General features: G+C 40.9%; 19 protein-coding genes. All 19 read right to left on the reverse strand.

Annotation, left to right across the window (positions count from 1 at the left end; translation table 11 throughout):
- Window positions 1-38: 38 nt before the first annotated feature.
- The 19 genes from ACZ47Z_RS07945 to mutL all read right to left on the reverse strand — a co-directional run bounded on the left by ACZ47Z_RS07945 (window position 39) and on the right by mutL (window position 21,095).
- Window positions 39-581, reverse strand: coding sequence for a cell division protein SepF (locus ACZ47Z_RS07945; RefSeq protein WP_015529233.1), 543 nt, complete (start codon window positions 579-581; stop codon window positions 39-41).
- A 137-nt stretch (window positions 582-718) separates the two neighbouring features.
- Window positions 719-1,411 (reverse strand): YggS family pyridoxal phosphate-dependent enzyme, encoded by a 693-nt coding sequence (locus ACZ47Z_RS07950; RefSeq protein WP_054751210.1) that lies wholly within the window; start codon window positions 1,409-1,411, stop codon window positions 719-721.
- Between the two features lie 78 nt (window positions 1,412-1,489).
- Window positions 1,490-2,884, reverse strand: a complete 1,395-nt coding sequence (locus tag ACZ47Z_RS07955; protein WP_226861619.1) for a biotin/lipoyl attachment domain-containing protein — start codon at window positions 2,882-2,884, stop codon at window positions 1,490-1,492.
- 245 nt (window positions 2,885-3,129) lie between these two features.
- Complete coding sequence (locus ACZ47Z_RS07960) at window positions 3,130-4,161, reverse strand: D-alanyl-D-alanine carboxypeptidase family protein (RefSeq protein WP_055156512.1); 1,032 nt, start codon at window positions 4,159-4,161, stop codon at window positions 3,130-3,132.
- Between the two features lies 1 nt (window position 4,162).
- Complete coding sequence (locus ACZ47Z_RS07965) at window positions 4,163-4,558, reverse strand: methylglyoxal synthase (RefSeq protein WP_015529236.1); 396 nt, start codon at window positions 4,556-4,558, stop codon at window positions 4,163-4,165.
- 15 nt (window positions 4,559-4,573) lie between these two features.
- Window positions 4,574-5,704: an FtsW/RodA/SpoVE family cell cycle protein gene (locus ACZ47Z_RS07970; RefSeq protein WP_020436005.1), complete on the reverse strand. Its 1,131-nt coding sequence runs from the start codon at window positions 5,702-5,704 to the stop codon at window positions 4,574-4,576.
- Window positions 5,701-5,910 carry a cell division topological specificity factor MinE gene (locus ACZ47Z_RS07975; protein ID WP_015529237.1) on the reverse strand — a complete coding sequence of 70 codons (210 nt, stop codon included), beginning with the start codon at window positions 5,908-5,910 and terminating at the stop codon, window positions 5,701-5,703. Before ACZ47Z_RS07975 ends, ACZ47Z_RS07970 begins: the two co-directional genes overlap by 4 nt.
- An 11-nt stretch (window positions 5,911-5,921) precedes the next feature.
- Complete coding sequence (gene minD / locus ACZ47Z_RS07980; protein ID WP_015529238.1) at window positions 5,922-6,713, reverse strand: septum site-determining protein MinD; 792 nt, start codon at window positions 6,711-6,713, stop codon at window positions 5,922-5,924.
- 45 nt (window positions 6,714-6,758) lie between these two features.
- The gene (locus ACZ47Z_RS07985; RefSeq protein ID WP_054751212.1) at window positions 6,759-7,403 is read right to left on the reverse strand and encodes a septum site-determining protein MinC; all 645 of its coding nucleotides are present in this window, start codon (window positions 7,401-7,403) and stop codon (window positions 6,759-6,761) included.
- Between the two features lie 26 nt (window positions 7,404-7,429).
- Complete coding sequence (locus ACZ47Z_RS07990; protein WP_270841016.1) at window positions 7,430-10,261, reverse strand: penicillin-binding transpeptidase domain-containing protein; 2,832 nt, start codon at window positions 10,259-10,261, stop codon at window positions 7,430-7,432.
- Between the two features lie 40 nt (window positions 10,262-10,301).
- Window positions 10,302-10,835: a rod shape-determining protein MreD gene (gene mreD, locus ACZ47Z_RS07995; RefSeq protein ID WP_015529240.1), complete on the reverse strand. Its 534-nt coding sequence runs from the start codon at window positions 10,833-10,835 to the stop codon at window positions 10,302-10,304.
- A gap of 12 nt (window positions 10,836-10,847) precedes the next feature.
- Complete coding sequence (mreC, locus tag ACZ47Z_RS08000) at window positions 10,848-11,720, reverse strand: rod shape-determining protein MreC (RefSeq protein WP_015529241.1); 873 nt, start codon at window positions 11,718-11,720, stop codon at window positions 10,848-10,850.
- Between the two features lies 1 nt (window position 11,721).
- Window positions 11,722-12,747 (reverse strand): rod shape-determining protein, encoded by a 1,026-nt coding sequence (locus ACZ47Z_RS08005; RefSeq protein WP_464525430.1) that lies wholly within the window; start codon window positions 12,745-12,747, stop codon window positions 11,722-11,724.
- A gap of 17 nt (window positions 12,748-12,764) precedes the next feature.
- Entirely contained in the window at window positions 12,765-13,487 is a 723-nt protein-coding gene (gene radC / locus ACZ47Z_RS08010) for a RadC family protein (protein WP_270347176.1), read from the reverse strand.
- Window positions 13,488-13,590: 103 nt separating this feature from the next.
- Entirely contained in the window at window positions 13,591-15,183 is a 1,593-nt protein-coding gene (locus ACZ47Z_RS08015) for an NAD(P)/FAD-dependent oxidoreductase (RefSeq protein WP_270347175.1), read from the reverse strand.
- A gap of 77 nt (window positions 15,184-15,260) precedes the next feature.
- Window positions 15,261-16,481: a BaiN/RdsA family NAD(P)/FAD-dependent oxidoreductase gene (locus tag ACZ47Z_RS08020; protein ID WP_054751215.1), complete on the reverse strand. Its 1,221-nt coding sequence runs from the start codon at window positions 16,479-16,481 to the stop codon at window positions 15,261-15,263.
- 110 nt (window positions 16,482-16,591) lie between these two features.
- Window positions 16,592-17,905, reverse strand: coding sequence for a methionine gamma-lyase family protein (locus tag ACZ47Z_RS08025; protein ID WP_054751216.1), 1,314 nt, complete (start codon window positions 17,903-17,905; stop codon window positions 16,592-16,594).
- Between the two features lie 82 nt (window positions 17,906-17,987).
- Window positions 17,988-18,947, reverse strand: coding sequence for a tRNA (adenosine(37)-N6)-dimethylallyltransferase MiaA (gene miaA, locus ACZ47Z_RS08030; protein WP_270347173.1), 960 nt, complete (start codon window positions 18,945-18,947; stop codon window positions 17,988-17,990).
- Between the two features lie 21 nt (window positions 18,948-18,968).
- On the reverse strand, window positions 18,969-21,095 hold the full coding sequence (mutL, locus tag ACZ47Z_RS08035) for a DNA mismatch repair endonuclease MutL (protein ID WP_270347172.1): 2,127 nt from the start codon (window positions 21,093-21,095) through the stop codon (window positions 18,969-18,971).
- Window positions 21,096-21,101 lie beyond the last annotated feature (6 nt).

Raw genomic sequence — 21,101 nt, forward strand, 5'->3', positions numbered from 1 at the left:
TAATTCTAAAATCCAGTTCCTATAGTTGAAGTTAAATTCTAGTATCTTCCACGAACACTTGGTGTTTCCATAGATCCACTGAGAAGATCCTGAAGATCACCGGAAATATCAACATTTGTAGGTGTAACAAGGAAGATATAGCTGGAAATCTTCTGAAGATTTCCGCTGATCGCAAATGCTGCTCCGGAAATAAAATCAATAATTCGCTGTGCAATCTCAAGATCCATACCTTCTAAGTTAAGGATTACAGTACGGCCTGCAAGTAATGTCTCTGTGATCTCACGGGAATCATCTACTGAAGTTGGTTTTACAACGCATACTTCCATGTTTCCGCCGTGTTTTGCAGCAGGACGCATTGGTGTAACCTTGCTGGAAGCAGAAGGCTGAAACGTCTTATCTTCATCAGCATCAAAGTCATTGAAAGATTCCTCTTTATTATTCTTCTTACCGAAGAAAGAACGACGCGGTTTTTCCTCAAAATCACCGTCATCTGCAAAATCATCATCATCATAAAATTCATCGTCATCATAATCGTCATCATTTAACTTCATGATGTCAAGAAATTTATCAAATACACCCATTTTTACACTCCTATCTTGTCCCCTTTTTCAGGTGGCGCTCTTTTTTATTCATACGATCCAACGAAAAAATGATACTATTCAATTACTGCTCAAAAATACTGTAAACAGTAACTCATTCATCAGGTTAATAAATTAAGTCAGATATTATAGTTCCTTGCACCAAAGATACCAGTTCCAACTCGAACCATAGTTGCTCCCTCTTCTATGGCAACCTCGTAATCATTGGTCATTCCCATTGAAAGTATGTTCACATAAACATTATCAATGTTTTTCTCATTAATGTCAACAGATAATTTATGTAAATTTGCGAAAATTTGACGATTTTCTTCCGGGTTATCGACAAAAGGTGCAATTGTCATCAGTCCGCAGACCTTGATATGTTCGAAATTTGCAATCTTTTCAATAAACGGGAGAACTTCTTCTGTTTTAAGTCCAAACTTACTTTCTTCCTGAGCAACATTTACTTCAATTAAAATATTAGCTGTAAGATTATGTTTTGCAGCTTCCTTTTCAATTGTCTCTGCAAGCTTGAAAGAATCGACAGAGTGGATCAGATCTACTTTATCAATAATATATTTTACCTTATTGGTCTGCAGATGTCCGATCATGTGCCAGTGGATATCATCAGGAAGTGCATCGTATTTGGCTGTGATTTCCTGCACTTTATTCTCACCAAACACACGGACACCGAGATCGTAAGCTTCCTGAAGCATTTCTATCGGTTTTGTCTTACTTACGGCGATCAATGTAACTTCTTCCCGCTTGCGTCCGGCACGGTCACAGGCTGCCTGAATCTTTGCTTCTACTTCTTTTAACTGTGTTTCTAGCATAAGTTATCTCTCCTTTTTTAAATTTGATTATCCTCTTTTGAATTTTGTATCCAATTTCCAAAGGACTACAAAATCAAATCACTGAAATACAACATCATCAGAGGAAACACCGGCTCCGTTTTGTACGATATGATCGTAATTAGAAAGTCCGTAAGAATCTCCTTCCTGAACAATGTAATATTCGTCGCTTTCACATAAAATGGATACTTTTTTGAAAATAGCGTATCCTTTATTGATATTGTAGACGCCCTTTAATGGCTTTTGGGTATCAATCGTATAAGTATCAGAAGAATCCGGTTTTACAATCACTGTTCCGGATTTCAGCTGATCTCGACTTAAATAAACTTCTCCATCATCGGAGGTGTCATAGATATCAACAGCCTGAAATGAGGCAGTTCCTTTTGAATCCAAAACCATAACACCTTCTAAAGAGCTGTTACCTCCGTTTGTAATGTAATCATGAGGAATTACAAAGAACTGCTCTTCTACTACGGAAGATTTTGGAATCTTCAGGCCACACTCATCTTCTAAGATAAGTTCTATGTTCAGAAAACGCTCTGATGCATAACGAATCATAGAGTTGTCAAAGGTCAGAACACCATAGAAATTCCCATCTCGTTCAAGAACAGAGAAAGCGGACCACATCTTTTCACTGTCTTTATCTATGCGGACCTGCACATTCTGTAAATTAGATTTCTGAAATTCTTTTGCGGTGTCTTCTTTTAAAGGTATCACTACGGACCAGTTTTCACTGGTAATCAAGCGGTAAGCCGGTGAACCGCTTGATATCTTCATCTGATCGGTAAGCTCAGTTACTTTATAATTTGTTTTATTAAAATTATCTGCTGTAAAATTGTCAACAGTTAAGGACTCTAAACCATCAATCGTATGGGAAACAATTCCGTCCTGTCCGGCAGAAGAGGTTGTGACAGTTTGTCCGCTGCTCTCAATTACAGATGCAAGCTGCGCAGTTTTAGTTGTGCAGTATGCATTTTGCAATGTATTTTGCAGCTCATTCTTTAAGGTATAGATACTTGAAAAGTTGGAATTGTCATAGTTTTCATTGAATGTCTGAAGTTGTGTCACAAGTCCTGATTGAACATCAGGACTAAGATCTGCAGTTGAAGATGATTCCGTAGATGAATCATCAAAATTCAAAGCATTCTTTGAAATTGCATAAACAGGTGCGCCATATTTGACTTTGCTGTTCCCATTCTGATAATAATTAATGTAGCCGCCCGATTCTGCATTTACAGTTGTTTCCTGGCGGATGATCAATCCGGTATAGGTATTATCCTTCACAATACTGCCCTCCCGCACTTCATAAATAGAAGGCTTATCTTCTAAAAGATATGCGGTAATAGTAACAATAAGATAAATAAATACAACTGCAAACAGAAACATTCCAATATTAAATTCTTTTTTTGCCTTATATCTTTTTATATTTACAGACTTGTTTTTTTTCTTTGCCAAGATAAAAATATTACCTCCTGTCATTTCTGCTTTAACTTTGTTAGTATATCATTTTTTTGTGTATATTTCCAGCCTTTCAGGGGAAGAATACATATTAATAAATTAAAGAGCGTTACTGAAAACAGGAAACGGTAAAGGAGAATATTACATGAAATAAGATAGAAAAAAACCATGCGGACAGATTAAAAATGAAAGCTTCTAATTTGTTGTTCTGTGCCACATGGCTTTTTCATATCGGTTATTCTTTATTCTGTTTTAGTTGTTTCTCCAGCCTCAAGAAGCCGGTTCATCTCCTGGTAAAGAAAACTCTTATCTTCAGCCCCCATAATAATGGAAATATAAGGATTCTTTTCCAGATCTTCGCTATAAAGGATCACACAGCACCCGGCTTCATCTGTGGTACCGGTCTTACCGCCAAATACACGAATCCCTTCAGGGGCATTGATCTTCCCTGAGGAATAATAGTTGGTTGGGACTACATCAAATGTTCTTGTTGTACCATCTGCTCCGGTAAGATTCATTGTATAAGAATCCATGGAAATAATGTCCATAAATCTCTGATCCTGAATGCAGGCATTAAAGATCAGATACAGGTCATATGCTGTTGTATAGTGGTTTTCATTATGAAGTCCGTGAGGATTCACGAAATGACTGCCAGTGGCACCAAGAGCTTTCGCTTCTGAGTTCATAAGCTCAGCAAAAGCTTCTACACTTCCGGAAATATGTTCAGCGATAGCAACACCACAATCATTACCTGAACGAAGTAAAAGACCACATAATAAATCATAAAGTGTCACTGTATCACCAGGCTGCAGGTTGCAGACTACTTCATCAGAGGCAAAGCTTGAAACACTGTCAGAAACAGTTACAATGTCATCCATATTACCGTACTTAAAAGCAAGGTATGCAGTCATAAGCTTTGTTGTACTTGCAGGATATAATTTATCATAAAGTTTATATCCATATTCAACTGTTTTATCATTTAGATTGAATAATCCTGCAGCATGAAGAGAATCCTCATCATCAAATCCAGTGAGAGCCACATCATCAGCAGCGACGCATAAATCATCAGCAAACAAACTTCCTTGGTATAAATTAGAGTTATAAGTGGCTGTCTCATATGTCCGGACAGGATCACCACCATATTCTTTGTAATACCAGACTCCGCCGACAGCTCCGGACAATACAACAATAAGACATATGACAGGAATAAGTATGCGGCTGACAGAATGCCGTTGCTTTCTTCGTCTTCTCTTCTTTTTGTATGGTTTACTCATATTATCGATACATCTCCCGCCAGTCAAGGTCGCCTCTGTCAAGAGCAAGGATCAATGCTTCAGCAGTTGCGATATTTGTTGCGATCGGAATGTTATAAATATCACAAAGCTTAACAATGTCATTAACATCCGGTTCATGTGAGTGAGGTGTCAGTGGATCACGGAAGAAAATCAAAAGATCCATCTGATTGTGTTCAATCTGTGAGCCGAGCTGCTGTTTTCCTCCGAGATGTCCAGCAAGATATTTGTGAATGCTTAAGTTTGTTACATTCTCGACCAGTATACCGGTGGTTTCTGTTGCATATAAATTATGCTTACTGAGTATCCCACGGTATGCAATGCAGAAATTCTGCATCAATTTTTTCTTCGCATCATGCGCTACTAATCCGATATTCATAGTGGTATCCTCTCTTTACTGATATTTATTAGGCTGTAAGCCTACATTTAATACAAAACCGATTCCCATGAAAAAACATACTACGGAAGTCAGTCCATAACTGACAAATGGGAGGGACAAGCCTGTATTTGGAAAAATCATTGTAGCTACACTGACGTTAATAAAGCTCTGGATTCCAATCAGTGAAGCAACGCCTCCGCAAATGATCCGCCCTCCTGTATCTTTGGCCTTCAAACCAATTAAGATACACTCTATCACAATTAATAATAACAAAATTATGACTCCACAACAACCCACAAATCCTAATTCTTCACCAATAATTGCAAAAATAAAGTCTGTTTGTGGCTCAGATACGAAATTTCCGTTCTTAACGGATGTTGTTGCGTCATTATCATACCCTTTCCCGGTCAGCTGTCCGGACCCAATTGCCATAACGGAATTTAACTGCTGGTAAGATTCGTCGTCGGCATACTTTTCAGGTTCCAGCCATGCAAGGATACGTTCCTGCTGATAGTCTTTTAAGAATGGCTGGTTTGGCTGTATTGCAACAACAAGCAGTATAATGATCGTCGGTATTGTGATTACAAGAACGGTTCCAATGAGTTTGTAGCTTAATCCTCCAAGGTAAAGAAGGACAGCAAACAATGCGGCAATACAAATTGTTGTAGACAAGTTTGGCTGCTTGTAAATCAATGCAAGTGATGGAAGGATTAAAGCAATTGCCTGAATAATCGTTTTGGGTTCTTTAATCTTCTGCTCTCGTTCCATTAAGAATTTTGCAAAGAACAGAATCATAAGGATTTTTGTAAGGTCGGAAGGCTGGAATTGTGTAAATCCAAGGTTCAGCCATCTTCTCGCGCCATTTACTTTTGTTCCAAAAACCAAAACAGCCAGGAGCATAACAATATTCAGAGCATAAAGCGGCCAATATAGGTTTAAAATCCATTTATAATCAATGAAAGAGATAATAAACATAACAATCAGACCAAGACAAACGCCCATAATCTGACGATTCATTAAATCAGGTCTTGCACTTCGGACCATAAGGATTCCGACCAGTGAAATCAGAGTGACCAGAAAAACCAGACTGATTTTATAATCTCTAATATTATAACGCTGTTTCAAATTAGTAAAAAATGATTTCAATGTTTTTCTCCTGTATATTTTATATGTATATCCGTGCGTGTTATTTTGACATCAAATTGTTCCGGGGAGATTTCTATGTATTTAGAAATCGTCTGATATAAATCCGATGTCAGAAATTCTATCATATCGGGTGTACATTGAATTCTGTCAGTAATTAGCAAATTTCGCAACCTGTCTTTTGCAATTGTAACAGAAGGTACACTCATAATGTGACCTCCTAGTTCTTATGAAAAAGACTGGAGAGTTTACTGCGAAGTCCGGGTTTATGATTAAAATCGGAAATCGGGACTTCTTCTCCTAACAGACGTCTACAGATATTCTGGTAACATTTTCCAGCTAAGGAATCTTCGCCGACTACCGGTTCTCCCTGATTGGTTGCAACAACAACAGACTCATCATCAGGGATGACTCCAAGCAGATCAATCGCTAGAATCTCTGTGACATCTTCTACAGACATCATATCACCTCTGCGAACCATGTCAACGCGCAGACGATTGATCAGAAGTTCATTTTTCCGGATTCCGGAAGCTTCAAGTAATCCAATAATTCTGTCAGCATCACGAATTGAGGAAACTTCAGGTGTTGTAACAACAATGGAACGCTGTGCGCCTGCAATTGCATTTTTAAAGCCCTGTTCAATTCCTGCCGGACAATCTAAAAGAATGAAGTCATAATCATCTTTTAGTTCGTCAATCAGTTTTTTCATCTGTTCCGGTGATACGCTTGTCTTATCTTTTGTCTGGGCAGATGGGAGCAGGTACAGATTTTCAAATCGCGTATCTTTGATCACTGCCTGTTTCAGACGACATTTGCTTTCAATGACGTCAACAAGATTGTAGACAATGCGATTTTCAAGTCCAAGAACAACATCCAGATTTCGAAGTCCGAGATCTGTATCAATTACAAGAACTTTTTTTCCTGCTGAAGACAGACCAATTCCAATATTCGCTGTTGTTGTTGTTTTTCCAACACCGCCCTTTCCCGATGTAATGACGATTACTTCACCCATGTTGAATATTCCTCCTATTTCCCATGCTTATGTCTTTCCAAAGATTTATTCTATCAGTGGATCAAGGTAAATTCTTTTTCCGTCAACAACTGCAATTTGCGGTCCGTTGATGGAAAGGCTGTCCTGATAGATCAGTTGACGTTTTGCTTCAATATCTCCGATTACAAGTCGCTGCGGCTGCATGGAGAGAGCAATGATAAAAGCATTCCTGTCACCGGCAGCTCCCGCATGAACAGATCCATAGAGAGTACCGAGAATGATAATATTTCCTTTTGCAACTACTTTAGCTCCGAATTCAACATCTCCTAAGATCACAATGCTGGATTCGGATTCAAGAAGCTGTCTTCGCTTTAATGTTCCGCGATAGAATTGTCCATCTGATTTTTCACGTTCAGATAAACACTGCGTTACCGCTCTTTTGTAGATCAGTTCCTTGCGTTCATCATGATCAATGATACAGATAATCTCAAGGTTTGTCGTCTGCGTAATAACCTGTATTAACTGCTCCTCTTCGCTGATGGAAAGTGTCCTTCCGCTAAATGAAACTGCCATCTTTGCATTCTTGAAAAAATCAGCAGATTGTCGGAATTTCTCTTCTACAGCTTTCAAAAGATCCGGGAATGGGAGTTCGGCATTAAGCCGCAGCTCTATACCGGAATGACTGCTTTTTATTGTTACCAGTTCACTCATGATCCCATCCCCTTTCGTTATCTTAATTAATCACCGGCTCCTGCAGTTCCTAAAGAAGAAGCATATCCTTGAAGCAGTTCATCGGCAGATTCTGGATTGAAGTACACTTTTGTGATATCTCTTCCAATTTCAGCTGCATAGGTAGATGCATATCCATTTGCAATGCGGACAGCAATTGAAATTTCAGGTGAATCTGTCGGCGCATAACCGACAAACAGAACATTATCTGCATGTATCTTACTATACTGGGCAGTTCCGGTTTTTCCTCCCATGGAAATATCCATTCCGGCAAATGTGGAGCTGCTTTTTACCATGCTTTCCATTCCATTGTGTACCAGATCCCATGTACTTGAGCTGATCTCATCCATCTGATTTACAACTTCCGGAGTATAATCTTTGATCAGCTTTCCATTCGAATCAGTTGTTTTATCAATGAGAGAAAGACTGTAAACAGTTCCTCTGTTCGCAACAGCTGTCACATAACGGTTGATCTGGCTGACAGTATAGTTGTTGGTACCCTGTCCAATGGCAGATCGAACAGAGTCAGAATCAGAAATCTGAGGTTGTGATTCAGGAATTTCGATTCCTGATGTCTGGTCAAATCCAAACATTTTTGCATATTTTGCCAGTTTTTCAAGACCGGTATCACTGTCATAGTTACCATTCGAGTCTTGTCCAAGACGATAACCAACTTCATAGAAGAAATCATTACAGGAATGCTGCAGTGCACCTACTACATTCAGACTTCCATGAGCACTTGGATAAATCCAGCATTTTGGACTTGGTGTGATCTTATCAAATACACCTGAACAACTGATATAGGAGTTTCCATTAATTACCCCTTCTGTCAGACCGGCTACAGAAGAAAGCATTTTATAAGTAGAACCTGGTGCTGTCTTCTCCTGAGTCGCTCTGTTGTAGAAGGTACGTGACATACCCATGCTCAACTTCACATAATAAGAACGATCCATTACGTTTGAGAGACGATTATTGTCATATCCAGGATAAGAAACACATGCCAAAACTTCTCCGGTATTTGGATTTGTTACAACTGCACCGGCAGAACATGGCTCAAGTGCCAGTTCACCAGGTGTAAGTTCAAGGCTTTCCAGCTTGCTCTTGATCCAGGAAAAAGCATCTGTTCCTCCGTTGAGTAATCCGTTATATGCCGAGTCATCCATAGGAAGAACACCCTGTTCATATACGATAGCACAAACTTGTTCACCAGTAACACTACCTGATTTTATAAGATATTTGTAGAGAAGTTTGTCGAAATTACTGTCATCTGCCAAATATTCTTTTAAATATTTTAAAATCTCCTGATAAATCTCTTCTGAACTGGAATAAGAACTGCTTCCAAGCTTGGAAGTATCAATCCAGTTTTTAGAAATCGCATAATTCAGGTAAGTATATAAATTGATCGTTTCATCTTTTGCCCATGCAATATAAGTAGCATCATTCTTATCAATCTGATCTGACATAAGGATGCCTGTATCCTTTGTCAGCAGGGTATCACAGATGTAATCCATATATGCTTTCATTTCATTGGAAAGATCTGTATATGCGCTGGCCTGTGAGTTCTGAAGTTCTGATTCGAGCTCGGAAATCGTCGCCGTCTTCTTTTCCTGAAAAATGGAATAAACCTGCTGCTCGGCAGTTTTTGCATCACTGCTTGAAAAGTGTCCGGAATCGATGACGGAATTTCCAATCAGATTATAATATGCATCACTGACCGGGATGATCAGATTCTTAGAGTCATCTACACTGGATGTATCGTATTCCAGAACATTCTGTAGTTTGGATAAAACAATTCCGGCAATCTTCTCTTCCAGAAGTTTATAAGTACTTTCCTGAAGATTTTTATCAATCGTCAGATATACATCATTTCCGGCTTCAGGATCTTTCCGGCTGACAGTATCAGTTACACGTCCGAGGTTATCTACATACACGGTTTTTTCACCTTTTGTGCCCTGAAGGACATTGTCCATGCTTTGTTCAATGCCGGCCTTTCCTACAATATCAGACAGAGAGTACTTTTTCTTTTCATCCTTGTCCAGCGCATCGTATTCATCCTGGGAAATCTGTCCGGTATATCCGATAATAGATGCAAAATACATTCCATCGGTATATTTTCGGATAGAATCTTCTGAAATGTCAACACCGGTAAGAACGTCCTTATTCTCCATAATTGCTGCTGCTGTTTCGTCACTTACATCGGATGCAAGAACGGTATCAATATACTGCTGATATGCATTTAATGCCATTGCATAACGCATGTTGATGATCTTTAAAATATAAGCAGGCTCTAATGTGCTGTCATCAAGGCCATATCCATATTTTTCATCGGTACAAAGATAATGAATGATATCTGCTGCACTTTGGTTCTGTTGCTTTTCTGTAAGCTCATCTATTGTTCTTTTTCCATAGACATCTGCAATAAAACGGAGCTTTTGGGTATCGCTTGACTGTGTAAACTGATAGGTTCCGGAGGAATCCAGGATGATACCAAAACTTGAAACAACAGAATCTCCATTTGATTCTACGATAGAAAGAACCTGATCCAGAATTTTATTTAATGCCGCATTTTTTTCAGAACGTTTATCTGTTGTGATGGAGTTTTCAACGGTTGACAGATTAATTGTCACGGAATAAGCCAGCTGGTTATAAGCCAGTAGATTTCCATTACGGTCATAAATATTTCCGCGTGTTGCTGCAACGGATGTCGTCCGGCGGATAGAATATTCGTAGTTTTCAAGATAATCAGACCCTTTTACGATCTGAAGATAGAATAATCTTCCGATCAGGATGGAAGAACTGACACAAAATATAATGATCAAAGTAACGAGTCTTGACTGCATCAGGTAAGCTCCGGCTTCTTTCAGACGGTCTAAAATATTTCTAAACAAATTTACTTGCACTCCTTTTTTCTTCTGCTTCAAGTTTGTGGTTAATAAATAAAATCAGTGGGTATAATCCCAGTGTGATCACGATTGTGTAAATCAGTTCAGGAACGATGATGCGGTTGAGATAATATAAAAAGTTAAAATCACTTCGCAACATGAACATGAGCAAATAAATGATGATACCGTAGAGAAATTCGCTGACAGAAATCAAAAATAACGGCAGCTTGATATCTTCATCAAAATAAAGCTGTTCAAATAATCCGTTTACAAAACCGATTACCAGGTAAAGTAATGCATAAAATCCCAAAATTGTACCAAACTGAATATCTGTGATAAGGCCGGCAAAGAAACCGACCAGCATTCCTTCTTTCTGCCCACGCATAAAACCAAAGGATGCTGTGACAATCAGAATCAGGTTAGGTTTAATTCCGGCAAGTTCCAGATGATTGAATAAGGTACACTGGAGCAGATATGCTGCTAGTACGATCAGTACAGTTACAGCAACTCTTTTAAATTTCATTAATTTCATGAGTATTCACTCCTATTCGCTCTGATTGGATCCAACCAAATCCGCTTTCGTTGTTGTGATAACAAGAACTTCCTGAAGATTTTTAAAATCTACAGCCGGTGTAATATATCCGGAACGAGTCAGATTGTTAGAGTCGACCGTTACTTCACTGACATATCCGATCAGGATTCCCTGTAGGTATTTATCACTAATATAAGAAGTGACGATCTGGTCTCCGACGGAAACCGTATTATCATTGTTTTCCATCTGACCAAAACGAATCTGGTTATCACTCATAAGTGACAGATCTCCACTTACGATACAACGGTCAGAAGTAGAAAGTACCATTGCACTTACATTACTTGAATCATCGATAATAGAACGGACTTTTGCCCAGGTCGGACCAACTTCTGTGACAATGCCGACAAGACCGCTTCCGGCCATTACGTTCATATCTGTGGCAATACCGTCTTTACTTCCTTTGTCAATGGTAAATGTACTGAACCAGTTTCCGGAATCTTTCCCGATTACATGCGCAGCAGTTTTTTTGTAATCCGCATAGTTCTTGTCCAACTGATATAATTCCTGCAGTCTCTGAAGCTCATAACGTTCTTGCTGCAGATTGTTATTTTCTGTAATCAGAGAGTCAACCTGTTTCTGAAGCTTTGTATTTTCTGCGCGTACCTGTTTCAGAGTTTGGAAATTGTCTTTCATATCTCCCATCCAGCCACCAATCTGATTGATTCCCTGCTGAAGAGGGATAACGGTTACATTTGCAACAACTTTAAATGGACCTCCTACTTTGTCTGAAAAGGAAGATAACAGCATCATAAAAATGCAGAAAACAGAAAGTCCTATAAGTAAATATCTGTTCATAACAGAAGTCTGATTCTTCTTTTTTTTCATATTATCTTAACCACCTATAATCTTCGTCTAACATAGAGTAACTTAATTTTCTATACAAGGTCTTATTCAGTATGATCCTCTGCAGACCTTTGACGGCACAGAGTTCAGGGTCTGTTTTCATGTGAACCGGCAGACCGATACTTTCTTCCAGATAAGTAGAAATCCCTCGCAGATTAGCAAGTCCTCCAGTAATATAAATCCCGTTTTTATTAATATTTCTCCGGACATCGGGAGGCGTACGGTCGAGCATGGAATGAATGGCCTGTACACATTCTCTCAAAGGTTCTTTGATCGCTGCCCGTACAAGACTGATTGGAATGTCAATGTGCGACGGACCGCCGCGCATCATATCTCTGCCGTATACAGTAAGAGAGCTTCCGGTGGACTGGTCAAAAACTCCAAATTCTTTCCGCAGCCGTTCGGCAGTCGGACGGCCAATTATAAAATCTTTAGAATGACGGACAAGATTGGCGATCGCACTATCCAGCTGTTCGCCACCGATCTTAAGCAGACGGTTCATAACAATACCACCGTAGGAAAGAACGGAAAGTTCTGTTGTTCCTCCACCTAAATTGGCAATAAAAGCTCCTGGTTCTTCTAGAACATCAATCCCAAGTCCAAGTCCGTCTGCAAGACCGCGCTCTACAATTCTTACTGATTTTGCTTTCGCTTCAGAATGAAGCACAAGATCATAGAAAGCCTTCTTTTCTACTTCTGTGACATCTGTAGGAACAGCGATCACATATTCTGCCCCACGGATAAACGGACGCTCTTCCTTCAAAAGATCTCCGAGAAGATATTGCATGTCATCAAAACGGGCAATGACACCATTCTTCATCGGAAATATGATCTGTATATTTCCCGGAGCCTTTTCATACATCTCATAAGCATCGTCTCCGACAGAAAAAATATATTTTTTATCTTTCATGGCAATTACATTCTTGGCATGCCATATGCGGTCTTTTTTCTTATCAAAAATCTTGATATCATAAGTTCCAAGATCTAACCCATATACATTCCTGGCCATAAATACACTCCATCCCCTTATCTATTTGCAGATTCTTGAGAAAAGAATCCTTTCTCCCTTAAACTGAAATAACAATTATCTCCAATAATGATGTGATCGAGAAGTTCTATACCGATCAAAACCCCTGCTTCACGGATGCGCCGGGTTGTCAGAAGATCATCTTTGCTTGGTGTCGGATCTCCACTCGGATGATTATGCAAAAGAATAATGGATACGGCATTCTTCTGCAAAGCTTCCACAAACAGTTCTCGTGGAGAAACAAGTGCGGAATTTATGGTTCCTGTTGAAACATCCATCTCACTGATCAGCCTGGATCTGGTATTCAGAAGCAAAAGCTTCATTACTTCCCGTTTCTTATGCCGAAGATCTTCCATATAATAACGTGCAATACTGTCCGGAGAGGAAAAATCCAATCCCAGTGAGGCTTCTGCTTTCGCCATACGTCTTGCAAGTTCTGCCAGACAAAGAATCTGGATGGATTTTACCTTTCCGATTCCTTTGATCTTCAGCAGTTGTTCCATAGACCACTGTGGGATGCTGAGAAGTCCTTCAGAGCCAAATGGTGGATGCAGAATCTTCTGGGCAAGCCGAAGCGAATTCTCCCCTTTCGTTCCGGTACGAAGTAAAACAGCTAAAAGTTCCACATCTGTCAGATATTCTGCACCGTACTGCTCACATTTTTCATAAGGACGGTCTTCAAGATACATCATTTTGATTGTTTCTGTATTTCTATTTTCCATGTTAATCATATCACTGCGATGACATAATACAACGATTCATTTTAGCACAGTTTCAAAAAAGTGTATAGAGAAGATACCAAAAAACCACAAATTTCATAAATGATTAAGATTTATATTTTTGAATGATTGCCTCGGCGACCTTCATTCCGTCCATCGCTGCGGAAGTGATTCCACCGGCATATCCGGCTCCTTCACCACATGGATAGATCCAGTCACAGGAAGCACAGACAAAGTTCTCATCCCTTTCAATTCTTACAGGGGAAGAAGTTCGGCTCTCCACACCGGATAATAATGCATCATTATCTGCAAATCCATGAATCTTATGATCCATTGCTGTGATTCCATCCTCAAGCGACTGTGCGATTTCTTCCGGAAAGATACCGCGTACATCCCCAAAGACAGAAGCCCCTTTCATGCAAGAATGAACCTTACCATAAGAAGTTGTGATCTGATCTTTTTTAAAGTCGCCAAAACGTTGGACAGGAACTTTTCCCTGTCCTGCCTGATAAGCTTTTTCTTCTAAGCTGCGCTGGAAAGAAATTCCGGCAAGCGGATGGTCAGAAGCAAAGTCGTCCGGAGTAACTGTGACGATTACAGCACTGTTTGCATTTTCTCCGGCACGGTCGTGATAGCTCATTCCATTGACTGCAAGACGATGCTCTTCAGAAGAAGCATTTACAACATATCCGCCCGGGCACATACAGAAAGTATAGACTCCTCTTCCATTGTCCAAGTTCTCGGTCAGTTTATATGCTGCTGCCGGAAGATCATTTCCCCGATCTCTTCCATATTGAGAATGATCGATCAATGTTTGTGGGTGTTCGATACGGACTCCGACGGCAAATGATTTTGCGCGCATCGGAATCTGATGCCTGTAAAGCATGTCAAATGTATCACGGGCGCTGTGACCGATCGCAAATACGGCTGCTCCGGCAGATATTTCTTCTGTAGAATCCTCTGAGAGGTGAACAATTTTCAACGTTTTTGATGTTAGATCAACATCTGTGACCTGTGTATGAAAACAGAATTCACCGCCAAGCGAAATGATCTCCTGACGCATCTGGCTTACAACATCAATCAGAACATCTGTACCGATATGCGGCTTATTTGCATATAAAATATCTTTGTCCGCTCCGAATTTTACGAAAGTCTCAAGAACGAAACGGTTACGTCCTGTCTTATCTTTTACAAGTGTATTTAACTTTCCATCTGAAAATGTACCAGCGCCGCCTTCACCGAACTGGACATTGGAAGAAGTGTCAAGCACACCGGTCTCCCAGAAACGATCCACATCCTTCTTACGTTCTTCTACACAGGCACCACGTTCAAGAACCAAAGGACGGTATCCTTCCAGTGCGAGCAGATAAGCGCAGAATAGTCCGGCAGGACCGCTGCCGATGACAACCGGACGGGCATTCAGAATCTCTGTTCCGTGAGATGGAATCTGGTAATGCTTCTCTTCTACTTTCTGGATGTTTCCTTTACAATGCTTTAAAACAGCATTCTCATTGGAAACAGTGACATCAACCGTATACACATAGAACAACTCCGGTTTTCTGCGTGCGTCTAATGACTGACGGTGAATCCGATAAGTAAAAGAGTCCCCTTTCTTTAGATGAAGTGTCTTTTGTATCTTCTTTTCAAGAGCTTCTTCCGTGTGTGGAATCTGCAGTTTCAGCTGATTAATTCGTATCATTTATCTATCCTTTCTTTCAGGAAATCTAATATTAAAATATATCATCCGGATATTGGTTACAAGTTAGCAGCAGGCAATTATGCAGATGCGGCAGACTGTCCGGCAACATAACCGCTTGCCCACGCCCAGGTGAGGTTATACCCACCACAGATTGCATCTACATCGATCAGTTCTCCGGCAAAATAAAGCCCTGGAACAAGTCTGGATTCCATCGTTTCCGGATTAATCTGTGTCGTATCAACACCGCCACAGCAGATCTGTGCCTGTTCATAAGAATTTGTCTTAATTACAGGTGATTTGAATTCCTTGATCATCCATGACAGCCTCTGAATATCTGCATCTGTGAAGTCGCTGCATAGCTTCTCTTTCTTGATCTTGGTAAATTTCAGCCATACAGCGGCCAATTTTTCATGAAACAGGCCGGTAAAGAACTGTTCTGCTGTCTTTTCCGGCTGGCGGTTGGCACGTTCTTTCAGAAGAATTTTTACTTCATCAACAGAATATTCTGGAAGAAAATCCAGCATGGCAACAACTTCCTTCTGCTCATATAATGCTTTCGATGCATAACGGCTGATCTGGAATACCGGAATTCCGGAGATTCCGTAGGCGGTCAATTGGAGTTCACCGGTATCAGCAGCAGTTAATTCACCGTCAACAAACAACGAAACTTTTCCCTGTGCACGTACTCCGGCAATTGCGCGGAAATGCTTTCCGGTACAATGTAAAGCACAAAGAGCAGGAAGTACAGGAATTATCTGATGCCCAAGCTGTTTGGCTAAAGCGTATCCGGAACCGTCAGAACCGGTGGAAGGTGCAGCTTTTGAACCATTGCAGAGAATCACTTGATCTACGGTTAAAGAACCGTGTGATGTCTGCAAGGAAAATCGTTCATTTGTTTTCTGTATTCCAGTACAGGAGATTCCTGTACGTACATCAACTCCAAGACGGTATACTTCCTGTTCTAATACATCACGGACTGCGCTTGCCTGATCGGAGAATGGATACAGATATCCATTTCTGTCTTTTGGATAGATTCCGAGTTCTCGGAAAAAAGCAATGACTTTTTCCGCCGGAAATTGATCCAGTACCTGCGTGATAAAGTCAGGCTGCTCCGAACGATAACAGGAAGCGTCTTGATAAGTATTCGTATAATTACACCGGCCATTTCCAGTCACTAATATTTTCTTACCCAATCTATCGTTTTGCTCCAGAAGGAGAACTTTCGCTCCTTTTCTGGCAGCGAAAATGGCGGCCATCATTCCTGATGCACCGCCACCTATAATTGCAATTGTGTTCATTAAAATTCATATCCTCTTACTTTCTTAGCAGATTACATCTGTCTGAATTTTAACATAACAATTGATTCAACTCAACTGAATTTTCGATAGAATTCTCTCGAAAAATTGTTTTACAGAAGTTCTCTCACACGCTCGATAGAAAGAACGCCTGCATCAATAACGCTCTGCAGTGATTTGAGAATACCAAGCTTTGCATGATACCATGTAAGTCCACCCTGGAAATAAACAGCATACGGTGGTTTTACCGGTCCATCAGCACTCAGTTCAATCGAGGAACCCTGAACGAAAGCACCAGCTGCCATGATCACATCACTGTCATATCCCGGCATTGCCCATGGTTCCGGGCTTACATAACTGTCTACCGGAGCAGCTGCCTGAATTCCCTTACAGAATGCAATAACACCTTCTGCTGATCCAAGTGTAACCGCCTGGATGATATCATGACGGGATTCAGAACCGTTCGGGATCACCGGATATCCTAAAGCTTCGTAGATATTTGCTGCAAAAGTAGCACCTTTTAAAGCACCGCATACAACAGTTGGTGCAAGGAAGAATCCCTGATAGAAGGACTGCGTAACACCAAGTGTAGCACCGACTTCTTTCCCGAGTCCCGGAGAAGTCAGACGGTAAGCGCAGTTTTCGATCAGATCGGCTCTTCCGGCAACATATCCGCCGATCGGAGCAAGTCCGCCACCCGGGTTCTTGATCAGAGAACCGACGATCATGTCTGCACCGACATCACTTGGCTCGATTCGCTCAACGAATTCACCGTAACAGTTATCTACCATACAGATAACATCCGGGCGACGCTCTTTGATAAATGTAATCAGTTCGCCGATTTTTTCTACGGAGTAACTTGGGCGTGTCTGATATCCTTTGGAACGCTGGATCGTTGCCAGTTTGATTGTTTTATCTTCCAGAGCTTTTTCAATCGCTGGATAGTCGAAATATCCATCTTCCAGAAGTTCTACCTGTTTATAGGAGATTCCATATTCTGCAAGAGAGCCGTTAGATGGACGGATTCCGATTACTTCTTCAAGTGTATCATATGGTTTTCCAACCGGAGATAATAAAGTGTCTCCAGGACGAAGATTCGCTGCAAGCGCAAGTGCAAGCGCATGTGTTCCGCAAGTGATCTGTGGACGTACGAGTGCAGCTTCTGTATGAAAAACAGAGGCATAGACATCCTCTAAAGTATCTCTTCCCTGATCATTGTATCCATATCCGCTTACATAGTTAAAGCATCCTTCACTTACGCGGTTCTCCTGCATGGCATGAATTACTTTTAACTGATTGTATTCAGCGTTTCTGTCAAATTCTTCAAAACGTTCTTTTAGTTTCTCTTCTGTCTTCTGTCCGAACGCCCAAACTTCTTTGCTGATTCCTAGCTGTTCGTAAATTGTTTTTGTAGTTGGTGTATTCATTTTTCTTCTTCTTTCTTTTTAAGTTTTTTATCGTTTGATTTACATGGCAAAGCTGCATTTTATCTAAATGCAGCCTGATATCCTAATGAGTAATTTCTTTTTCCTTTAAAACAGTGAGCATCTGTTGGATCAGTTGTTTATCTTCTCTTTCAATCTCACTTTTATCAAGCCAGATGACATCTCTTTCTCTTCTAAACCAGGTCAGCTGTCGCTTGGCAAAATGTCTTGTGTCTCTCTTAATAATGCGTACAGCTTCTTCCAAAGGATACTCTCCTTCAAAATAGCCAAACAGTTCTTTGTATCCAAGTCCCTGCATCGCAACACTTTCTCTTTTAAGTCCGCGCAATCTTAATGCATTGACTTCTTCAAGAAGTCCTTCCTGCATCATCAGATCGACACGTTTATCAATCCGGTCATAGAGAATCTTACGATCATCTGTCAGCACAAAATATGCGGAGTTATAAGCAGATTCTTTCTCACGCTCCGCCTCATTGTGCTCGGAAATCTTCTGTCCGGTCTGCTGATAATATTCCAGCGCACGGATCACACGTTTTACATTATGAAAATGAATTTGTTCCGCAGATTCCGGGTCTACTTTTTCAAGCATTTCATGAAGATATTCTGCACCCTGGGTTTTGGCAAGTGCTTCTAATTCTTCCCGATAAGCAGTATCGGCATTATTTTCTGTGAAATCAATGTCGTAAAGTAATGCCTGAATATAGAATCCTGTTCCGCCGACAACGATCGGAATATGTCCCCGCTGATAGATTCCTTCCATTGCTTCTTTTGCCATCTGCTGAAAGAGAACAACGTTAAAATCCTCAGACGGATCAAGAACATCTACCAGATGATGCGGCACACCGTCCATCTCTTCCGGACGGATCTTGGCAGAGCCGATGTCCATCTCCTTGTAGACCTGCATAGAGTCAGCAGAAATGATCTCTCCGCCGATCGTTTTGGCAAGTCCGATGGAGGCAGCAGTCTTCCCGACAGCTGTCGGTCCGGTCAGAATGACCAGTGGGCGTTTATTTGTCTGTTCCATCTTGTGTTTCCTCGATTCCAGTTATACAATTCGTTTAAATTTCTTTTCCAGATCACGCTTTGTCATGGCGATAATCGTCGGTCGCCCATGTGGACAGTGATATGGATTGTCCAGTGTCAAAAGCTCACCGATCAGTTTATCTACTTCTTGTGTAGATAGGCGGTTATTCCCCTTTACAGCAGCCTTACAGGACAAGGATGCAACCTTTTCATCGATCAGCTCCGGTGTCATAGAAGTAGAAAGACCTTCTGTCAGATCATCGATCATTTCCATCAGTAACTCTTTCTTGGCAATGCTGAATAGATTGTCAGGTACAGCTCGGACGGCATACTCTTCCCCACCAAAAGGCTCAATCTCAAACCCAATACGTGAAAAGCGGTCCATATTTTCATTCAGAAGCTGTGCTTCCTGCATGGATAAGCTTAAAATGATCGGAGGACTTAAGTACTGAGAAGTAAATTCTCTGCTTTTCATTTCACGTAAGGTACGTTCATATAAGACACGTTCATGAGCCGCATGCTGGTCAATGATATAGAGGTTATCTTTGAATTCTACGAGCCAGTAGGTGTCAAAGACCTGACCGATCAGTTTATATTCTGCACGGACATCCCTTTTTAAGAAATTTTCTTCAAAGAGATCCATCTGAGTGCCTGTTCCTGGATCTGATTTTGCATCAATTGCATCACGATCCGATGTTGTGTCTGCACTCGTGGCAGCAGTCTGTGTTTCAACTGCCGGTTCAGATTTCTGAACTGCTGCCGTAATTTCCGGTGCAACTGTCCTATCTGTTGTTTCAACGGCGTATTTAACATGTTCAGCGATTTTGTCTTTCTGTTGATCTGCACGGAAAATTTCTTTCCGGTCTGCAACTTCGGCGGAAGAAGAACGATTATGGTAAGAAAGTACGCGCTCTTTCATCTTACGGATAAAATAATCCTCATCTTGAACATCATCCTTAACCGTTTCCCTGGATTCTTTGATCAATTCCGCAGCTGTTACTTTTTCATTCTCCTTACGCGGACGAAGAAGAAACGGACTGCCGGTATCCTCTTTATCTTTGGTCGAAGCGGATGTGAATGTCTTTTTCACTCGCTCCGGTCTTTCTGCCTTGTTTTCGTTCGATTCCACCGGATCAGGAACCTCTGCTTTCTGGATCAGTTCCGGTTCCAGCAGGGTTCTGTGTACAGCTTCAAAGACGGTATTATAAACCTCCTGCTGCCGTGAGAAGCGAAGCTCCATCTTTGTCGGATGCACATTGATATCTACATTTTCCCCACTCAGATGAAAATGCAGAACTGCAAATGGAAACTTGTGCTGCATCACAAAATCACGATAAGCATCTTCCACGGATTTAGAGATCATTGCACTTTTGACATAACGGCCGTTTACGAAGAAATTTTCAAAATTACGATTTCCTCGTGTGATGATCGGCTTGCCGAGAAAACCTGTAATGTGGATTCCATTTTTCTCATAATCGATTTCAATCAGGTTAGCTGCTACGTCACGACCATAGACATTGTAGATCACATCTTTCAGTTTTCCGTTTCCGGACGTACGCAGTTTTTCCTGTCCGTTATTCAAAAACTGAAAAGCAACTTCCGGATGAGACAGGGCAAGATGCATTAATAGATCCTGCACATGTCCGGCCTCTGTCATAGGTGTTTTCAAAAATTTTCTTCTCGCAGGAACGTTGTAAAATAACTGATGGACAAGAAAGGTTGTTCCGTTTGGCGCGCCGGTATCTTCCAAGGATACTTCTTTTCCGCCTTCAATGACATAACGGGTACCAAACTCTGCATCGGCAGTCTTTGTGATCAGTTCCGTCCGAGTGACAGCTGCAATACTTGAAAGAGCCTCTCCACGGAATCCCAAAGACGCAATATGAGACAGGTCTTCCACTGTCTCAATCTTGCTTGTAGAATGCCGCAAAAATGCACGCTGTACTTCATCCTGCGGTATGCCACAGCCGTTATCTGTAATACGGATGAAGGAAATGCCGCCGTCTTTGATCTCTATTTTGACGGAAGTTGCTCCTGCGTCGATCGCATTTTCAACAAGCTCCTTTACAATTGACGCAGGACGCTCGATCACTTCACCTGCGGCAATCTTATCAATTGTGATCTGGTCTAATACATGAATGTGTGGCATATTTCC

The organism is Mediterraneibacter faecis, assembly GCF_055383675.1.